Raw genomic sequence first — 20,049 nt, 5'->3', positions numbered from 1 at the left:
TCAATCCTACTCCTGATCCGGATTTCTCAAATAATACCCGACGCCGCGGCGCGTCACGATCCACAGCGGGTGACTCGGATTATCCTCGATTTTTTCACGCAGACGACGAACCGTTACGTCAACCGTACGCACATCGCCGTAATAATCATAACCCCAAACCGTCTGCAGCAAATGCTCACGCGTCATAACCTGTCCAATATGCTTCGATAGATAATGCAGCAATTCAAACTCACGATGCGTCAGTTCAATCGTCTCACCGCGTTTTGTCACCATATAGGCATCCGGATGAATCGTCAGCACACCAACCGTAATTTCATTCGTCAGGTTCTCTTCCTCTGCCTGACCTTTCAGCGCCTGATGACGGCGAAGGTTCGCTTTTACACGCGCCACAAGCTCACGCGTACTGAACGGCTTCGTCACATAGTCATCCGCACCAAGCTCAAGACCAAGTACCTTATCAATCTCAGAGTCTTTCGCCGTCAGCATAATAATCGGCATTTCATGATTTTTGCGGACCTCACGGCAAACTTCCATCCCGTCACGTCCCGGCAGCATAATATCAAGAAGAATCAGATCAGGCTTGATTTCCTCGACCATCTCAACAGCCGTATCACCATCATAAGCACAATGAACCTCATAGCCCTCCTTCTTTAAATTAAACTGAAGAATATCTGCAATCGGCTTCTCATCATCAACAACTAGAATCTTTTTATCCATGTTCACTAATCTCCTTTAGCTTCATGATCAATTTATAAGAGTGTTTTAATTTTTTTACAATCTACTATAGTAAATGTATCACGTTAAGGTGGATATTTCACTTATTTACAAAAGAAAAGCGGAGGCGGGCGGTTAGGGACGTACAAACTGGACTGGCCTCGACGAAGATAAAGGAAACACGGTGAACGAAGTGAACCGATGTTGACTTATCGAACGAGAGGACGGGAAGTTTGCTAGTCCCTGCCCGGCGGAGCTGGACATCGAGAAAAGCGGAGGCGCCTTGCTCAGCCCCGACAAGCATAAGACGAAAATGAAAAGAGGGTTGCTCTTTACCCTCGTTCATTTTTGGCTTATGACCTCGAGGGGCTAGGTGCCGGAGCTAGACATCAAGAAAAGCGGAGGCGGACTGGGGTTTGGACACTTTTGCTGTTAGCTTGGTCACTTTCGGACTGAGCTTGGACACTTATTGCCATAACTTGGTCACTTTTAAGTTCAACTTGGACACTTTCACTTCAAACTTGGTCACTTTCGTGAACAACCCCTATTCGAAAATAGCCTTTTTGTGTTCCTCCACTTTTTTCATCATTTATCGACAAATACATTTCCCGGGAAATGTATTTGTGCTGAAAAATCATTAAACGAATCAGTATATAAAAAGAACCGTTCCTGAATCCCCCTCCTCTCCGCAGCCGCGCGGTGAGCCGGCAGGCTATTTAACAACTTTTTTCAGTTATTTGACAACTTCCCCCTGTTATTTGACAACTCTTTATCGTATTTGACAACAATTCCGCTTTATTCAACAACTCTTACCATGTATTTGACAACTCTCCAGATTTTCATCCAAGATACATCTTTAAACAAAAAAAAAACTGTCCCCATATTCCTCATTCAAATATGGAAACAGCTTTTTCAAACCATTAAACTTTATGCTGTTTTATAAATAATCCATCGGGTTTACAAGCTGACCGTTCACATGTACTTCGAAGTGAAGGTGGATACCTGTTGAGAACCCTGTATCTCCCATGATCCCAAGGGATTCACCCTGCGCAACGACCTGTCCAGGTGTTACGTGGATTTCGGCAAGATGAGCATATGTTGTTTGCACGCCATTATTGTGATCGATGACGACCTTATTTCCATAATCGCCGTCAGGACCAGCTGAAACAACGACGCCGTTATCTACATTTTTGATCGTGTAATCGTCCGGCTGGGCGATATCGATCCCTTTATGGTAATCTCCCCATCTTGGTCCCTGGTGACTTGAAATGTAGCCGCCATTTGTCGGGTACACAAATGTTCCGGTTCCTTTTGAAGGAATCTCTTTCGTTCCGTTGACTACGATATGATTTTTCGCTTCACGCGTTACTTCTTCATCTGTGATGTCGCTGGATACTTCTTTTCCATTTGTTTCACTGATGACCTGGGTGAAGACCTTTTCCCCATCCCGGCCTTCCTGCTCTACGCGGGATTCGCCTTTTAGCATGGTGTCGTCTTCCTTCACCTGTTCTTCATGCGCGATCGTTTCTTTAACGCGTTTTTCTTTCTCCACCTTTACCTGAAGGCCGGGAATTGCTTCCTGAACCTTTGCAATGTCCCCTTCTTTCAGTTCATCCAGATTTGGATTCAACTGATCGAACGTCTCTTCTTTCATATTGTATTGTTTTAGAAGCTGGTCTTTTGTCTCGCCTTCTTTTACCTCGTGTTCCACTTCAGCTTTCGTTCCTGCGAGAAGCTTTTTTGCTGCCTTTTCAGGAGTGGAGAGACTTTCAGGTGTGACAGACATGTCCTCAGCTTCTTCAAGCCCTTCAATGGTAATTGAATTAATCCGGCTTTCTCCAGGTTTCAGTTCTCCGCTGCTATCCTTTTTTTCATAGGCTGCCAGTTCTTCTTTTGATACAGCGCTTAATTTAAGCTGACGGATCACTTCTTTTTCTTCCTTGTCATCTTTTACATACGCAATCGCATGACCGTTCAGGCTTAATGCTTTTGCTTCTGTGACAAAATCAGCTGATTGCTTCACCTGATTCAGGATATCACGATCATTTGTCTCCGGATGAAAGACGTGTTCAGGAATCATCGTTATATTGTGTGCGACCTCAAGCTCCTTTGAAGACTCGAGCTTCTTTTCCTCCTCTTCAGCCCATTCCATGATGAGCTGTTCATCCTCTACCATGCCCATATACTCGTCTCCGGCGTATACATGGTAAATAATACTTAATCCCTCTTCTTCTGCTTGTGCAGGCTTTCCGAATCCGACGAGTGAAGAAGATAAAATAACACCGGCAGCAAAAAGCTTAACTGACGGTCTTTTATTTAAAGGAATCAGGCCTTCGCCTGGCATTGATCTTTTCATTCTATTGTCCTCCGTAAAGAAATTAAGGTTCATAGATGCGCCAAAATTCACGCCTCCCAAATGTACCATAGATTTAATAGAGGACAACGGCTGTCGCTTAATTGTAAAATAAGCGCTTTCAGCCATACCATTCGTTTTCATTTAAAAACGCTTCAATAGTCACCTTTAACAGTCGATTGATGTATGTCAATTCGTTGAATGACATGCAATTGTTATGATTTTGTGATGTTTAAAGATTGTAAGAGAGGGAATGTAACAAGCTTGGCGTTATTTACTAATTGAGGAAAAAGTCTATAGGTGGATAGCGAGGTTTATAAAACAATAAGTGGACATGTATCCTGTCAGAAGATTATTTTCAGGCAAATAAAAAAGATACACCGCACCAGCAGCGTATCTTAATGGCTTTGGACGGAATCGAACCGCCGACACATGGATTTTCAGTCCATTGCTCTACCAACTGAGCTACAAAGCCTAAATGGCGGTCCCGACCGGGATCGAACCGGCGATCTCCTGCGTGACAGGCAGGCATGTTAACCGCTACACCACGGGACCTTGTTTTTTTAGAAGATAAGTATGTATAGTGGTGACCCGTACGGGATTCGAACCCGTGTTACCGCCGTGAAAGGGCGGTGTCTTAACCGCTTGACCAACGGGCCATCGTGCGTGTTCCTTAGCAACGAATCTAACTATACCACAAACATTTTTACTATGACAATCTTTTTTTAAAAAAAGATGACAAACTTTTTTCTTGTAAAATGTATGGTACTTTTTACATTTTATCTGTACCATTTTAATAAGCCATTTTTTTAAAAAAGAGAGGGGGATGAACGATGCAGATTTTTTTCAGGCTGTGGAAACAGCTGTCAGAGCTTAATTTTAAATTTATCTCTTTATTATCCCTTCTGATTATTTTATTCGGAACGTTCTCTGTTTATTTCATTGAGCCGGAAACGTTTCCTACCCTTTTCGACAGCTTCTGGTGGACGATGACAACGTTAACGACTGTTGGTTATGGTGATTTCTTTCCTGTGACCGTTGCCGGGCGTCTGGTCGGTATTTTTCTGTTTATCTTTGGAATTGGACTCATCGGGGTATTGATCGGAAAAATCGTGGAAGGGGCAAGCACCTATCAGCGACTTAAAAAGGAGGGAAAGCTTGTGTATAAGAAAAATGGACATTATGTCTATATCGGATGGTCTAAAAAAACAGAACAGGCGATTCATGAAGTACTTTATCACAATAGTAAAGCGCCCATTGTGCTGATTGAAGATCTTCCAGAAACGCCGATCACACATGATGGGGTTCATTTTATCAGCGGGGACCCGTCTGAAGAGCGGACACTGTTGAAGGCCAATATTCTGGAGGCAAAAAGGGTCGCTATTTTTTCGGATCCGCGAATTGATAATCCGGTTTTATGTGACGGAAAAAGTCTGCTGGTCGCATCAGCAGTGGAGGCATTGTCTGTCACGCATAATGTCGATATTCAGACTGTTGTTGAAATCAGTGAGGAACGTCACATTTCGAAATTTAATCATATCCGGGTTGATGATTTTATTCTGTCGGATGATTCGGTTTCCCTGCTGATGGCGAAAGCAACACTGCAGCCGGGCACAACATCGATCTTCAGACAGTTGTTAAGCAAACGGTTTGGCAATAACATTTATGTGATAAAAGCGAAGTCTTCATGGAATACATATCGTGATGCTTCCCAGAAACTGCTTGATGACGGGGCTGTACTGATTGCCGTTAATGAGGATATGGATTTCCGGGATGCCAACAAAAAGAAGCTGAATGAAGGCGACCTTTTGTACATTATTTGCGAAGACAGTACATTTAAAAAGCTGAATGTTTTATATGAAACGATTGATTGAGCCGGATTTTTTCCGGCTTTTTATTATGTTTGCGTCGCTGAATTCAAATGATTCAGTCAAATTCATGTATAATAAATACAGATATATGAAAGGAGGTACTGTATGCCACCAAAAAAGAAGAAGCGGACAATACCGCCTGTATCTAAAAAGAAGCGTCAGCAGCATCGCGCCCTTTCTTTTCAGGGAATTGGAAAGAGGGTTTTGTTCATTGTACTTGGAGCCATACTGATGGCTGTAGGACTAGAATTATTTCTTGTGCCCAATCAGGTGCTGGATGGTGGCATAGTCGGGATTTCCATCATCTTATCTTATTTGACAGGATGGCGGCTTGGATTATTTATTTTTTTATTGAACATTCCTTTCTTTTTTATAGGGTATAAACAAATAGGTAAAACATTTGCCTTATCCACGCTTTTGGGAATCAGCGTTTTATCCATTTCAACCTACTTTCTTCACGACTTTGAAGTATTTACTGACGACCTGTTGCTGGCTACCGTATTTGGTGGAATTACGCTTGGTATCGGCGTTGGAACCGTGATCCGGTATGGCGGTTCTCTGGATGGCACTGAGATTTTGGCGATTCTCTTTAATAAAAACCTGCCTTTTTCCGTTGGAGAAATTATTATGTTTTTTAACTTTTTTATTTTTATTTTGGCAGGCTTTGTATTTGAGTGGGATCGTGCGATGTATTCAGCCATTGCTTATTTTATTGCGTTTAAAACGATTGATATTGTGATTCAGGGAATCGACGAGTCGCGTGCTGCCTGGATTATCAGCGATCAGTACACAGAGATTGGGGATGCGATTATTGACCGTCTGGGGCGTGGTGTGACATACCTGAATGGCCAGGGTGGTTTTACCCTTCATCAGAAAAAGGTTGTTTTTTGTGTGATCACAAGGCTTGAAGAGGCCAAGCTGAAAGGGATTGTCGAGGATATTGACCCCAGCGCCTTTCTAGCAGTTGGAAATATTGCTGAAGTCAGAGGCGGACGTTTTAAAAAGAAGGCGATTCATTAATTTTCAAAAATAGAGAGAATAGAGGGATTATGATGGGCAGTATTCATACATTGGCAGCTTATCTTGATGAGTATGGTGAAAAGCTGGGTGAGAAACTGATTGAATACAGCATTGGTAAAATGGAGATTGATATTCCGGATCATGTCATTGAGCAGTCGAGACAAGCAAATGCACCATTCTTTCATTTTTTAGCGAAGGCTTTGCTGTATGAGGATGATCAGCAGGTGGCTGATGAGTTTTTGGAATGGTCAAGGCAAAACAGTGAGACCCAGGCAGCGATGATGGATAAGCTTTCAAGCATGATTAAGCCGTATCCTGAGACGCGGATGTATTTCAGTAAACTGATGGGTGATCTATGTCTTGAGTATGAGCTGTCTGCCAAGGATACGCTTCACGTCCTGAACCGGCTGAATTATATGATGGATATCAGCCTGAAAGAATCGATTCTTGTGTTTGAGCAATACAAAAATGCGATTAATGAGGAAAATCGGAAGGAAATCCTTGCTCTATCAGCTCCTGTTGTGCCACTTCAGCACGGTGTGGCGGTTCTGCCTCTGATTGGAAAGATTGACTCGGAACGCGCAGAGCATCTCCTGACGAAAACAGCTCCTGCGATCAGTGAGCTTGGATTGGAATACGTCATTATTGATTTTTCGGGTCTTGTTTCCATTGATTCAGAGGTGGCGGGACACGTATTTGATATTACGAATGTACTGAAGCTTCTCGGGATTGGCGTCATTATGAGCGGCATGCGGCCGTCTCTGGCGCAGCACGTGATTTTAACCGGTATCAACTTCTCCACGATACGGACGTTTTCCAATGTGAAACAGGCCTTGGAATCCATGCAGTTAAATGATTGAAAAAAAGCATCAGGCATTGTGCCTGATGCTTTTTAAATGTGTACTATTCCATTCTCCAAACGCTTTTGACAACGTTTGTCTGAGAGCGGTCAGGACCAACAGAGAAAATTGACAAAGGAATACCTGTCAGCTGTGACACACGCTCAAGATAGTGACGCGCATTATCAGGAAGTTCATCAAGTGAACGCACGCCTGTAATGTCTTCATCCCAGCCCGGAAGCTCTTCATAAATCGGCTCACATTTAGCTAAAGTACGAAGGTTGGCCGGATATTCTGTAATAATGTCATCACCTAAACGGTAAGCCGTACAGATCTTCAGCGTTTTAATGCCTGTTAAAACGTCAATAGAGTTCAATGAAAGATCCGTCAGACCACTCACACGGCGGGCATGACGAACCACAACGCTGTCAAACCAGCCGACACGGCGTGGACGACCTGTTGTTGTACCGTACTCGCGGCCGACTTCGCGGATCTGACTGCCGATCTCATCGTGAAGCTCTGTCGGGAACGGACCGTCTCCAACACGCGTTGTATAGGCTTTTGATACTCCAACTACGTGATTGATTTTCGTTGGACCTACTCCGGATCCGATCGTTACCCCACCTGCAACCGGGTTCGAAGATGTAACGAATGGGTATGTACCCTGGTCAATATCAAGCATCACGCCCTGTGCGCCTTCAAATAATACGCGGCGTGCTTCATCCAACGCATCATTCAGCACAACAGACGTATCACACACATATTTCGCGACCTGCTGACCGTACTCATAGTATTCCTCGAAAATATCCTCAAGCTTAAAGCCTTCTACCTCGTAAAAACGCTCAAGCAGACGGTTTTTCTCAGCAAGGTTATGTTCAAGTTTTTCTTTAAATGACTCTTTATCTAAAAGGTCTGCAATCCGGATACCGGCACGCGCTGCCTTATCCATGTAAGCAGGTCCGATCCCTTTTTTCGTCGTACCAATCTTGTTAGCACCCTTACGCTCTTCCTCTACCTCATCAAGCTTCAGGTGATACGGTAAAATCACGTGCGCACGGTTACTGATACGCAGGTTATCCGTTGATACCCCACGGTCATGTAAATATTTTAATTCTGCAACAAGTGCTTTCGGATCGACCACCATGCCGTTTCCGATAACAGAAATTTTATCTTTATAAAAAATACCGGATGGAATCAAGTGAAGCTTATATGTTTCCCCGTCAAATTTAATTGTATGTCCTGCATTATTACCACCCTGATAGCGGGCAATTACTTCTGCATGTTCTGAGAGAAAGTCAGTGATCTTCCCTTTCCCTTCATCTCCCCACTGCGTACCTACTACGACTACTGAAGACATGAAACGCACCTCCGTCAGGCTGTTACACCCTTTTTATCAAACAAAAACAGTGTACCAGTGATTAGGGGAGACGTCAATGAAAAGACGAACATTGATTATATTATTTTTGTTTATATTCGTTATTTAAGGGGTTGAAGGTCAGATGTCTGGCAGGATTTGTGGCTTTTTGTGTGTGTTTGCGAATTCCGGCGGGAAGGACTATTTTCACTGAACTGACGAATATGACATTTAAACTCACGAATTCCGGCGGAAACTGACAAAAGTGACGCCTATCCTCACGAACTTGGGTACTGAGCTTACGAACTTTTCCGGACCCATATTTAAAGGACTGTTACCAGCGGCGGGCATGGGGCTTATTTCACTGAACTTACAAACTTTCCGGCAAGCTGGCGAACTCCGGTCCGGAACTCACAAACCCGCCGCCTATCCTCACGAACTTAGTGGCTATCCTGACGAATTTGGCTGCTAAGCTTACGAACTTTTCCGGAGCCATATTTAGAGGACTGTTACCAGCGGCGGGCATGGGGCTTATTTCACTGAACTTACAAACTTTCCGGCAAGCTGGCGAACTCCGGTCCGGAACTCACAAACCCGCCGCCTATCCTCACGAACTTAGTGGCTATCCTGACGAATTCTGGCTTCAACCTCACAAACTCCCCTCTCCGCCAAACCACTCCATAAAAAAGAAAGCCTCCCATCTTACTAACGGGTTCGGTTTTGGAGTACAAACATTAAAAAAGCAATTAAAATGGAGTTCCAATTCGCATATGAATTGGAACTCTTGTTTTTGTTGTTGTTAAAGGATTTATAATAATTTAACATACTGATTCACAACAAAAATTGCACCCTATTTCACAAGAGTCTGATAGCCAACATACTCCTGCGAATTGGTTATACTAATCCTAGTGTAAATTCAATAGGAGCGGTGATAAATGAAATTTATTAAACCAAAAAACCTAAATGCAGAAAACGTTGATTGGTTGGTATCGGAAAGAGCTAGAACAATCGTAAAAAGCTATGCAGAATATTCGGAGCACACGGAAAGTGAAATCGTGAATCAATTTCTTCTAAATCTCTTAGACGATAAAGATTTCATAGACTGGATAGATAATAAACGGAATAATCGCAGGCTCATTCAACAACTTGGAATCGAAGATAAGGTTGTGGCAAAGTAGATGGCAAATCTTAAACGACTAGCTACCAAAGAAGATAATGTTGTGAACGTCCTTTCTCCGCTTACGATGGATGAGATTACTAATCGGAACAAGGATTATCAGCACCTGACTCCCAAGCAATTTGGGACAAGATATAGTCAGTTATTGTTTCAGCCAGTTGGATTTACGCTAAATGGAACGGAGCACCGAATTCAATACAACCATTGTGCGAATCCATATTGCCTTTGGCACGGATTACCTCAACTGAAATTCGAGACTAAAAGAAAGCCGAGTCGATATCGCTTAACAGGTTCTGGTACAGATAAATCCATTAAATGCAACCCTGACCCTAAAGGTGGGGCTGTGTTAGGATGTTATACCAATACACTATCAAATTGGTCAATTGCTGAGGAAATCGAGCGTTTGGTTCGTGTCAACACTGTTCAAGAACAACAGCCTGATTATGAGTTTCATAAGGAAGGCTGTTCCGTTGGAGAGACAACACCTTTTACTGCCGCCAAAGAATTTTATAAACGAGGTAAAAGTAAGGCGAAATCGCAACGGTATCAATGTAAAACGTGCAAGAAGTTTACTAACGTCTTACCGAAAGGGAGACAAGCCATCACATATCACCAGCAAAGAAGCGATATATTGCCTCTGTTTATGAAGTTACTGTTAAGCCGTGCACCCATAACAAGAACTTGTGAAATTTTAGGAATGTATTCCGTTCAGATGTAGCTTACGACTGGACCTCTACACTTGGAGACATAGCATTGGATACGGTACTTCAAAAAGAGGACCACCTCAATGAATTCGCAAAAAAGAATGCTCGGTTTCCGAAGTATTCTCATTATCCGCAGCCACCAACAAACAATGATACGCAGGACGAAGTGAAGTATCGTAGTGATATGTCCAAGTTTAATCGTAGAGCTCAATATATGGACGGGTTCCACGTTGGAGCAACTTATAATGGCTCATCAAACAGCTTGTAAGAGCTTCTGAATGGCGATTTGTAACTGATGAGGACTCTTCTATTACCACATCGATAAATCGTGTTTTCGCAAAAGAGATGATTCATTCGGACGCTCATCATTTTCTCTGTCAAACTGATAAGACAAAGACACGAAAGCAAGCTCGTGAAGAATTTGTTGAGGCTAAAATGGAACTGCTGGATTGGGGTAGTAACCGAGGATATGGTACAACTTCTTTGAGGAAACTTGCGTTTTTACAACTAGAAGAATTGTTCCAACATCACTCTTTTCATAGGGAAGTAACTTTACCAACTGGAACACATTTTGAATATGCGGATAACCCGATTGAACATCCGTTAGCCACCATAGATAGAGGAAGACGGTGGGTAGATTGCAAGACAAACCTTTCTTCTGTGGAACCAAGAGAAATCGCCAATATGATAATGAACGTTAACGATAATGCCACCAACACTTTTATCCAGCAAATACGAAGACGGCTATCTATCCTGGAAAGACCGCTCACGACAGCTCGTGGTGATGACAAGAGTTATATTTACTCTAACTTCAATCCCAAGTACGCACAGATGGCGATGACGATTCTCAGGACCTATTATAATTTCTGTTTTATAACTCGTGCGGGAAAGGATTCTAAAACGCCTGCTCAGCGTCTCGGTATTGCCAATAAGCAATATTCAATAAACGACATAATTTATATGCAGTAGGAACGAAGAAAAGACCGATTAAGCAATCGGTCTTTTCATTTCTATATTGCCTTATTCAATTAAAGCCACCTTTAACTGAAGATTGCCTTTGATTATTCTACATAAGTAGGTTTAATTAACTGCTTAAACTCTTGCAGTTCTGCTTCGCCATCAAACAAAACTTTCTCCAATGTAAGGGTTAACAAATGCGGAATCTTGTTTAATTCATCGGTGGTAAAATCAAGGTTGCTTAGCATAATGATAGCTTTGCCACAATCTTTGTAGCTGATTAAACAAGAACAATACCCTGCCCAATATCCATCGTGAAGCACAATCTTTTTATACTTAGGGTGGTCTTCAATTTTCCAGCCAAAACCATATCCTCCCAAGTCCTTGTGCAAACCAGGACAATATTTAACGGAAGCATCTCCGTTAACATAATTGGGGTTAATTATACACTCCTTTGTTTGTGCTGATACCAACTCATTATTATAAATAGAACGCTCCCACTTTAGTAAATCATCAACGGTTGATTTTATGCCCCCATCACCTTTAACACCGTCGAGGAAATACACATACTTATGCTCTTCGATTTCATTCGGAAGTCTGTGCAAATCCTGTTCCCAATCATAGATATAACCTAACGAAAAATATTCAATTTCATCATCTAAGAATTGAGAATGCGTGGATGTATTTAACATACTTAACGGTTCAAATATTCTTGTCTTTAAAAATTCCCCGTACTCCATTTTTGAAACCATTTCTATAATTTCTGCCAGCAATACATACCCTGTATTACAATACTCCCACTTTTCATTTACTGGAAACAATACATCAGGCTCTTCATCTTTCAGGAATTTAATTACATCTTTATTTGTTGCAATTTTTGTTTGGTCCCAGTTACCCTCTGTCTCAAACCATTCCATATAATCGGGAAGTCCAGAGGTGTGATTTAGCATATTTTTAATTGTAATGTTTTTGTATGGAAGATAAGGGAAAAACGTTTTTAGGTTATCGTCTAATTTTAGTTTTTCCTCCTCAATTAGTATCATAATTGCCATTGCTGTGAAGCTCTTTGAAATCGAGGCAATTTCAAAAATCGAATTATGGGAATGTTGTTCTGAGATAGTTCTCTCGCCTATCGCTCTCTTGTAAAATGGTTTGCCTTCCTCGGATAAAAGCACTACCCCATCAAATAATCTATTTTGTTCTAAGAAATCTAATACTTTATCTAATTCTTTGCATCTCAAATTTTGTTCACTCATATAAAATGACCTCCAATTATGATTTGTTAGTGAGTATAATTTCACTTTTGGAGGGCGGACCCCTTATTAACGGTTATATAAAATTGAATATTTTAAACAAGTTATCTTCCCCCTATTTACATACTATCTTATTCCGTTAAACTGCCCTTTAATTGAACAATCCCTTTATCTATATATTAACATAAAATCCCATAAAACCTTTAAAAAATCCTCTATTATGAATAAAAAACGCACAGATTACCAATCACTGTGCGTTTTTTAGTGTGAATTTAGTGAAAATTATATAGCTATTTGGGTAGCGAATAGGGCTGTTATTTGACATTTTGTACTCCAAAACCGAACCCGTTACCCATCTTCGGGAGGCTTTCTTCACGCACCAGGCGGCATATTCGGGTCATCGAGACGCCGCTCGAGGTTAACGAATTTGTTATATTCCTTAATAAAGGCAAGCGAAACCGTGCCGACCGGGCCGTTACGCTGTTTAGCGATGATGATTTCGATCGTGTTCTGGTTTTCACTTTCTTTATCGTAATAGTCATCACGGTACAGGAAGGCGACGATGTCGGCATCCTGCTCAATACTTCCTGATTCACGCAGGTCAGACATCATTGGACGCTTGTCCTGACGTGATTCCACGCCACGGGACAGCTGTGACAGGGCAATGAGTGGCACTTCAAGCTCACGCGCGAGTCCTTTCAGGGAACGGGAGATTTCAGAAACCTCCTGCTGACGGTTCTCACCCGGCTTGCCGGTTCCGTGAATCAGCTGCATGTAGTCAATTAAAATCATGCCGAGACCGTGCTCCTGCTTGAGACGGCGGCATTTCGCACGGATATCCTGAACGCGGACACCCGGCGTATCATCAATATAGATGCCGGCATTAGAAAGGCTTCCCATGGCCATCGTCAGCTTGCGCCAGTCCTCATCGGTGAGGGCACCGGTACGCAGGTTTTGTGCGTTAATATTGCCTTCTGCGCAAAGCATACGCATGACGAGCTGCTCTGCTCCCATCTCGAGACTGAAGATCGCGACGTTTTCACCCGTTTTGGTGGCAACGTTTTGCGCGATGTTCAGGGCAAAGGCGGTCTTACCTACAGATGGACGGGCGGCCACGATGATCAGATCATTGCGCTGGAAGCCGGCGGTCATGCGGTCAAGCTCGTTAAAGCCTGTCGCAATTCCTGTGATATCACCTTTTGTGCTGTTGAGCATTTCGATATTATCGTACGTGCGGACAAGAACGTCTTTCATGCTGTGGAAGGCGGACGTATTTTTACGGTTGGCAACTTCCATGATGTTACGTTCGGCTTCAGCTAAAAGGTTTTCTACCTCATCCTCACGGGCATAACCGTCCTGCGCGATCGTTGTCGCTGTGCGGATCAGGCGGCGGAGAAGCGCTTTTTCTTCGACGATATGCGCGTAGTACTCTACGTTGGCAGCTGTCGGAACAAAGCCTGCAAGGTCGGTCAGATAGGAGATTCCGCCAACATCCTCAAGCTCTTTCATCGCAGACAGTTCTTCTGTCACTGTCACCAGGTCGATCGCTTTTCCGCGGTCGCTCAGACGGACCATCACTTCAAAGATCCGCTGGTGGGCGCTTCTGTAAAAGTCCTCCGGCATTAAAATTTCCTGTGCAGAAATGAGTGACTGTGGTTCGAGGAAAATCGCACCTAAAACAGCCATTTCTGCTTCTATATTCTGGGGCGGCATACGATCCGCAAACTGTTCATTCAAAGCTGGATCCCTCCCGAAAGATTTTGATCGAAAAAAAATGTGATCTCAAATGATCACATTTTTTTAAGTATAGCACGAAATCGGTTCGCCGTTTGCTTAAAAATATTGGCTGAATCCGATTTCCGGTCAGGTTTTATTCTTCTGTTACGTGTACCTTAAGCGTTGCTGTCACTTCGTTGTGCAGTTTAACAGGCACGTTTGTGTAACCGAGAGAACGGATCGCATCGTCCATTTCAATTTTGCGCTTGTCGACTTTAATATTATGACGCTTTTTCAGCTCTTCAGCGATTTGCTTGGATGTGATGGAGCCGAACAGACGGCCGCCCTCTCCTGATTTGGCTTTTAATTCAACGGTTAAGGCTTCCACTGTTTCCTTCAGCTTTTTCGCTTCTTCAAGCTCCTGCTGCGCCTCTTTTTCCTGCTTTTTCTTCTGTGCGCTGACCTGGCTCAGGTTCGCATTGTTGGCTTCAACAGCCAGATTATTTTTCAGGAGAAAGTTGTGTGCGTAGCCGTCTGCTACATTTTTCACTTCGCCTTTTTTACCTTTACCTTTAACATCTTTTAAGAAAATAACTTTCATGATTCTTCAGTTCCTCCTTCGATGTGTTCATTGATCGCCTGTTTGAGCTGTTCAACAGCCTCATCAATGCTGATCCCTTTCAGCTGTGTGGCGGCATTCGTTAAGTGACCGCCTCCATTGAGCTTTTCCATGATCAGCTGGACATTGACAGTGCCGAGTGAACGGGCACTGATGCCGACTACGTTCTCATCCCGGAATGCCACAACAAAGGACGCTGCCACATCCTCCATGGATAAAAGCGTATCTGCTGCCTGTGCAATAATGACAGGGTCATGAATCCGGTCATCTTCGCCAAAGGCAATCGCCATTCCATGTTTATAAAACGTCACGGTTTCCACTAAACGTGCACGTTCCACATACGTGGTGACATCCTCACGCAGGAATTGCTGCACTAAAATCGTATCAGCACCGAGCGTTCTGAGGTAGGAAGCCGCATCAAATGTTCGCGATCCGGTTCTCATCGTAAAACTTTTTGTATCCACTATTATACCAGCAAGAAGTGCGGTTGCTTCAAGCATTGTGATTTTTTCGTGTTTAGGCTGATAATCCAAAAGCTCTGTCACGAGTTCAGCTGTAGAGGAAGCGTATGGCTCCATATAAACGAGCAATGGGTTTTCAATAAACTCCTCGCCTCTCCGGTGATGGTCAATGACAACTACTTTTTCAGCCTTATTTAATAAACGTTCATCTATTACAAGACTCGGCTTATGTGTATCCACGACGACTAACAGCGTATCCTCTGTTACCATCTCCATCGCTTCTTCCGGTGTAATGATATGAGAATATAAGTCAGGTTTCGTTTTAATCTCTTCGACGAGACGCGTTACACCGCTGTCGATTTCAGAAAAATCGAGCGCCACAAAGCCTTCCCGCTGATTCATCTGAGCAATTTTCCGGATGCCGATCGCCGCTCCGACTGCATCCATATCCGGGCGTTTATGGCCCATGACAATCACTTTATCACTGCGGATGATCAGTTCACGCAGCGCATGGGAAATCACGCGTGCGCGGACACGGGTCCGCTTTTCAATCGGGTTGGTTTTCCCGCCGAAAAACTTTACTTTACCGTTTGCCTGATTAATGACAACCTGGTCACCACCGCGGCCCAGGGCAAGATCAAGGCTCGACTGCGCCTGCTGACCAAGTTCAGGTAGGGTTTCCGCTCCGGAGCCCACACCAATACTGAGCGTCAGCGGGACATTCTGTTTTGCCGTCGTCTCGCGGATCGTATCTAAAATCGTGAATTTCTCCTGCTCCAGATCACGTAAAATGCGTTCATTCATCACAGCTAAAAAGCGGTCTGATGAAATTCTTTTTACATAAATCTCGTGCTGGTTCGCCCATTGATTTAACAGGGTTGTGACCACACTATTAATATTACTGCGGGCGGAATCATCCATGCCCTGTGTCAGCTCATCATAGTTATCGAGGAAAATGACAGACAGCACAGTGCGATCCGCTTCGTACTGCTCCTCCACCTCTGACTGTTCCGTCACATCAAAGAAGTATAGCAGTTTTTCTTCCTGACGGTGAACGACTCTGAAAATTCGTCCCTGCCAGGATACGGTTTCCTCTGAGCTGCCGTCCTTTTTAATGACCGGCACAAGTACATCCGCTACATCGTAAAGCGAACGGCCAATCATCGGTCCATCTTCAATAAAAGCGGACAAATAAGGGTTCGACCACTCCACAAAGAAATCATCGTTATAAAGAAGAATTCCAACCGGCATCTCCATCAGCGCTTCTTCCCCTACTTTTTTGACCCGGTAGGAAAGGGTGGATATATACTGCTCTGTATCAAGAAAAAACCGCTTTTCGTATACAAAAGCGAACCACAAAAAAGGAGCAGCCACTGCTGCCGCAAAGAATGCGATGATCCAGTTATAGATGGCAAGGCCTGCAAGAATCAGGGCGAGAATCACCGTCACGCCGATCAGCAGTCTGCGCAAAACCCGGTGTTGAAAATAAGTTGGCATGCTTTCAGCTCCCAAAACGGTTGAACCGTTTGCATTCTGTATAAATTATCTTATCTGATATCAGTGTAAAAGGTTACCTGATATCACTTTCCGGACATTCGCTTTCGTAAATCAAAGCCTAAGTCTATTATACCTAAAATGCGGGTTAATGGATTGATTAATATTCCCAGAATCGTCACAAGAACCATAAGCCCTTTACTCCAGTTTTTATGATGCCCGTAAAACTGGATAAACGACAGCCCCTGCAAAATCATCAGCAATTCAAGCGCAATCTGCAGGTTGATAATCGAATAAGCAAACATCGTCCCTTCCTCCGGCGCACCGATCAATGCTGTTAACAGCACAATCAGGTAATACCAGATCACGCTTTTCGGCAAAGTCAGCTCGCGAAACGGAGTAAAAACCGGCACATCAACCTTCAGTCTCTTCGCGATTGGAAAGTTAACGGCGATCGTAATCCACATTAAAACAGCGACACTGAAGACAAGCAGCGTCGGCAGCAAGAGCTCGATCATCATCATGTTCTGTGACCAGACTTCCTGCACCTGCTCCGTGTCTACCCCGGCATTATTGAACATCGTCACAGACTGATTAAATGATTCTGTCATGATCGTAAAAAACTCTTCAATCACGTTGATCTCAAACACGACAATAGAGATCGCATACTGCACAACAACATTTACTAAAAAGACCAGTGATGAAATGAGCAAAATCGTTAATTTACTTTTTTTCTGCTGAACCATCCAGCCCATCGCGATCCCGGTCGTTCCATAGGCAACCGCTGCAGGAATCGAAAAAATCCCTCCAATAATTGCAGACACACCAATCGCCGCACCAACCATGATCAGTGATGCTTTTATTGAATATTTAGCACTATAAATTAAAAACGGCAATATTAAAAAGAACGCCGTAATGATCGAAATCACCGGCACATAAACGGTTATGAGTAACAGTACAGCAAAAAACGCTGTCAGAATCGCACCTTCAGTTAGTCTCAATGTAGACTGTCTATCCATTAGTTCACCCTCTATTTAAAATCCGTTCCATGATCATTGGTTCATGTACATTCTATCCGTCTAACGGTCTCCATTCAACCCGCACCCATCCCGAAATGAATTTTCCTTCCATTTTCCGTTCACGTTTTTGTGTTATTTCGCTTTTAAAAAGATTTCTGCACTTGATCTGCCGCCCTAAAGCGGGACCCTGAATCACCCAAAATAAAAAAGCCGGAACCGCTCTTAAAAGAGCAGCCCCGGCTTCACAAACGTCTGTTAATTCAATTCACTTTTATCTTCCGCAAGCTGAAAACGATTTACAGCCTGCAGGAGATCATCACTTAATTCACTTAAGCGTTCTGCTGATTCTGTCACTGTCTGGATCGCGCGCACCTGCTCATCCGTTGAAGCGGCAACCTGCTGACAGGAAGCGGCCGTTTCCTCAGACATCGCAGCCATTTCCTGAATGACACGCGTCACGACTTCCTTGCTTGAAGAGACATCTTCGATTTCACGATAAACAGCAAGAATCGACGTTTCCATTGTGCTCATAAAGTCAGACATGCGCATGAAGATTTCATTCGTCTTCTCCACAACCTCAGACTGGCTGTCGAAGGTTTCTTTCGTGCGTCCCATTTCTGACACGGCACGCTTAGAGCTGTCCTGAATATCTACGATCGTCTGCTTTACTTCATCAGTGGCACGTACAGACTGTTCAGCAAGCTTACGGACTTCATCCGCTACAACAGCAAACCCTTTTCCGTGCTCTCCCGCACGCGCCGCTTCAATAGAAGCATTCAGTGCAAGAAGATTCGTCTGGGATGAAATGTCTGTAATTGTCGACATCACGCTTTCGATCGTCTGAACCTTCTGCTCAAGATCTTTAATGACACTTTCCATAGACAGAATAAAGCCTGACGATGATTCGTGATAATCCTTCAGCTGCTTCATCTGGTTCAGTCCATTCTGATTCACTTCACCGGCTTCACTCGCCACTTCAGACATCTGTCTCGACTGCTCTGAAATCGTGTTAATCTGATCACTCAGACGTGAAGACTGGCGGTTTGCTTCATCTGCTTCCTCAGCGGACTGGGTTGCACCGTCTGCAATATCACTGACAGCACTTGCCACCTGCTCACTGGACGCATTCGTTTCTTCTGCTACAGCACTCAAGCCTTCTGCAGAACCGCGCACCTCATCAACAGATGTTTTAACCGTTGAAATGATGTCGTTCATATGATCAACCATCAGATTAAACTGGTGGGACAGATCCCCGATTTCATCCTTCGAGTTTACATCTGATTTGACACTCAGATCTCCATTTGCCACCTGACGCACCGCTTCATTTAAACGCACGATCGGTTTTGAGAAACGTCCTGCCACAATCGACATAATGACCGCAGCCACAATCAGGGTTCCAACCCCAATGGCGATTAACAGCAGTAAAATAGACTGCGATTCAGCAGCAATATCGTTCTGGTCAAAAGCAACCCCGACCTTCCATCCTGTGTTGGCGGAAGTTGAGTAAACGAGCAGCTTTTCTGAGCCTTCTAAATTATACTCAATTGAACCGGTTCCATCCTCATCACTGTATACGTCCTGAATAAAGTCATAGTCCATCAGACTTTCACCCTCAAACGTTGGATGAACGAGTGCAATCCCCTGAGAAGACAAAACAAATGGAAAACCTCCGTAACCGATTTGCGCTTCTCCAAGCTTAGTTGTCAAATCCCCAAGCTTTACGTCTACACCAACAACCCCAATCACCTGTCCGCCGCTCTGGATCCCTTTAGAGGCTGTAATCACGTATTCTCCTGTTGCTTCATCAATATAAGGCTCACTCCATAACACTTCATCAGGTGCTGCCGCTGAATTAATGTACCAGTCACGTGTTGTCGCATCAAAATCCGCCGGCAGATCCACAAACGGCGAAATGAGGAGAGACCCATTATCCGCCGCTACGTAAATAGAAGACGGATCAGAATAAATACCTAAATATTCTTCCAGCAATGATTCAAGTTCACCAGGCGATGCCGCATCTCCATCCTCCAAAGAGGACTCAACATACTCAATTGCTGTTGTGGTTGATGCCACCTGTTCAATACTCCGTCCATACTGGTCTAAAAATGTTTCTACTGTATTGTTTAATTCTCCCGCAATTCCTTCAGCCTGAGAGAGAACGTTTTCCTGAGTTCGGTCAAGCAGCTGCCAGCTTGTTAATCCCAATAGCACTACGAATGATGTGATTAATACAACCGAAGTTGTTAAAATCAGTTTCATTCGTATAGATTGCAAATGTTTTTTCATTCCGTTCACCCCGTGGTGTAAGTAATCAGTACACACTTAAAGTAGTTAGTAAGTCATGACTGTCTACTACATACATCGGATCATAGCGGAAAATCTAAAGGGTTAATTTAAGTTTTTTATAGTTCTAAATACTTATTTATTAAAAAATTTTTATATAAAAAGAAATCAGATCTGAAACTTAAACCCTTTTTACAATAAAATTTAATTTTTTT

General features: G+C 43.5%; 15 protein-coding genes and 3 tRNA genes. 6 read left to right on the top strand and 12 right to left on the bottom strand.

All coding sequences use genetic code 11. The features are described 5' to 3' along the window. Positions 1-6 precede the first annotated feature (6 nt). The 5 genes from yycF to E2491_RS10705 form a co-directional block, all read right to left on the bottom strand. Entirely contained in the window at positions 7-717 is a 711-nt protein-coding gene (gene yycF / locus E2491_RS10725) for a response regulator YycF (RefSeq protein ID WP_134375644.1), read from the bottom strand. Between the two features lie 934 nt (positions 718-1,651). After that, positions 1,652-3,070 carry a M23 family metallopeptidase gene (locus E2491_RS10720; RefSeq protein ID WP_166805850.1) on the bottom strand — a complete coding sequence of 473 codons (1,419 nt, stop codon included), beginning with the start codon at positions 3,068-3,070 and terminating at the stop codon, positions 1,652-1,654. Positions 3,071-3,469: 399 nt separating this feature from the next. Beyond that, a tRNA-Phe gene (locus E2491_RS10715) sits at positions 3,470-3,542 on the bottom strand. A 4-nt stretch (positions 3,543-3,546) separates the two neighbouring features. Continuing rightward, positions 3,547-3,622 (bottom strand) — tRNA-Asp (locus tag E2491_RS10710). A 29-nt stretch (positions 3,623-3,651) separates the two neighbouring features. After that, a tRNA-Glu gene (locus E2491_RS10705) sits at positions 3,652-3,726 on the bottom strand. 174 nt (positions 3,727-3,900) lie between these two features. Between E2491_RS10705 and E2491_RS10700 the strand changes: the two genes are divergently transcribed. The 3 genes from E2491_RS10700 to E2491_RS10690 all read left to right on the top strand — a co-directional run bounded on the left by E2491_RS10700 (position 3,901) and on the right by E2491_RS10690 (position 6,818). Continuing rightward, a complete protein-coding gene (locus tag E2491_RS10700; protein WP_134375642.1) occupies positions 3,901-4,941 on the top strand; it encodes a potassium channel family protein in 1,041 nt (346 codons plus the stop codon). 102 nt (positions 4,942-5,043) lie between these two features. Further along, positions 5,044-5,958: a YitT family protein gene (locus E2491_RS10695; RefSeq protein WP_134375641.1), complete on the top strand. Its 915-nt coding sequence runs from the start codon at positions 5,044-5,046 to the stop codon at positions 5,956-5,958. Positions 5,959-5,987: 29 nt separating this feature from the next. Further along, the gene (locus tag E2491_RS10690; RefSeq protein ID WP_134375640.1) at positions 5,988-6,818 is read left to right on the top strand and encodes an STAS domain-containing protein; all 831 of its coding nucleotides are present in this window, start codon (positions 5,988-5,990) and stop codon (positions 6,816-6,818) included. A gap of 43 nt (positions 6,819-6,861) precedes the next feature. On the opposite strand, the gene E2491_RS10685 is transcribed toward E2491_RS10690, so the two are convergent. Beyond that, positions 6,862-8,154, bottom strand: a complete 1,293-nt coding sequence (locus tag E2491_RS10685) for an adenylosuccinate synthase (protein WP_134375639.1) — start codon at positions 8,152-8,154, stop codon at positions 6,862-6,864. Between the two features lie 932 nt (positions 8,155-9,086). On the opposite strand from E2491_RS10685, the gene E2491_RS10680 reads away from it, so the two are divergent. The 3 genes from E2491_RS10680 to E2491_RS17655 all read left to right on the top strand — a co-directional run bounded on the left by E2491_RS10680 (position 9,087) and on the right by E2491_RS17655 (position 11,001). After that, a complete protein-coding gene (locus tag E2491_RS10680) occupies positions 9,087-9,329 on the top strand; it encodes a hypothetical protein (protein WP_134375638.1) in 243 nt (80 codons plus the stop codon). Further along, positions 9,330-10,046 carry a hypothetical protein gene (locus E2491_RS17660; protein ID WP_244093938.1) on the top strand — a complete coding sequence of 239 codons (717 nt, stop codon included), beginning with the start codon at positions 9,330-9,332 and terminating at the stop codon, positions 10,044-10,046. A 421-nt stretch (positions 10,047-10,467) separates the two neighbouring features. Beyond that, on the top strand, positions 10,468-11,001 hold the full coding sequence (locus E2491_RS17655; RefSeq protein WP_244093937.1) for a hypothetical protein: 534 nt from the start codon (positions 10,468-10,470) through the stop codon (positions 10,999-11,001). A 92-nt stretch (positions 11,002-11,093) separates the two neighbouring features. Here E2491_RS17655 and E2491_RS10670 read toward each other — a convergent pair whose 3' ends face one another. The 6 genes from E2491_RS10670 to E2491_RS10645 all read right to left on the bottom strand — a co-directional run bounded on the left by E2491_RS10670 (position 11,094) and on the right by E2491_RS10645 (position 19,837). Next, positions 11,094-12,245 (bottom strand): serine hydrolase domain-containing protein, encoded by a 1,152-nt coding sequence (locus E2491_RS10670; protein ID WP_134375637.1) that lies wholly within the window; start codon positions 12,243-12,245, stop codon positions 11,094-11,096. A gap of 369 nt (positions 12,246-12,614) precedes the next feature. Further along, on the bottom strand, positions 12,615-13,979 hold the full coding sequence (gene dnaB / locus E2491_RS10665) for a replicative DNA helicase (RefSeq protein WP_134375636.1): 1,365 nt from the start codon (positions 13,977-13,979) through the stop codon (positions 12,615-12,617). 133 nt (positions 13,980-14,112) lie between these two features. After that, a complete protein-coding gene (gene rplI / locus E2491_RS10660) occupies positions 14,113-14,559 on the bottom strand; it encodes a 50S ribosomal protein L9 (RefSeq protein ID WP_134375635.1) in 447 nt (148 codons plus the stop codon). Then, positions 14,556-16,535, bottom strand: coding sequence for a DHH family phosphoesterase (locus E2491_RS10655; RefSeq protein WP_134375634.1), 1,980 nt, complete (start codon positions 16,533-16,535; stop codon positions 14,556-14,558). Before E2491_RS10655 ends, rplI begins: the two co-directional genes overlap by 4 nt. Before the next feature lie 83 nt (positions 16,536-16,618). Then, on the bottom strand, positions 16,619-17,551 hold the full coding sequence (locus E2491_RS10650) for a YybS family protein (RefSeq protein WP_134375633.1): 933 nt from the start codon (positions 17,549-17,551) through the stop codon (positions 16,619-16,621). A gap of 255 nt (positions 17,552-17,806) precedes the next feature. Beyond that, positions 17,807-19,837 (bottom strand): methyl-accepting chemotaxis protein, encoded by a 2,031-nt coding sequence (locus tag E2491_RS10645; protein WP_134375632.1) that lies wholly within the window; start codon positions 19,835-19,837, stop codon positions 17,807-17,809. Between the last annotated feature and the right edge of the window lie 212 nt (positions 19,838-20,049).

Source organism: Jeotgalibacillus sp. R-1-5s-1 (assembly GCF_004405105.1).
Taxonomy (GTDB): domain Bacteria; phylum Bacillota; class Bacilli; order Bacillales; family Jeotgalibacillaceae; genus Jeotgalibacillus.
The sequence above is the reverse complement of the archived record's forward strand: the minus strand, read 5'-3'. Positions and strand labels throughout refer to the sequence as shown.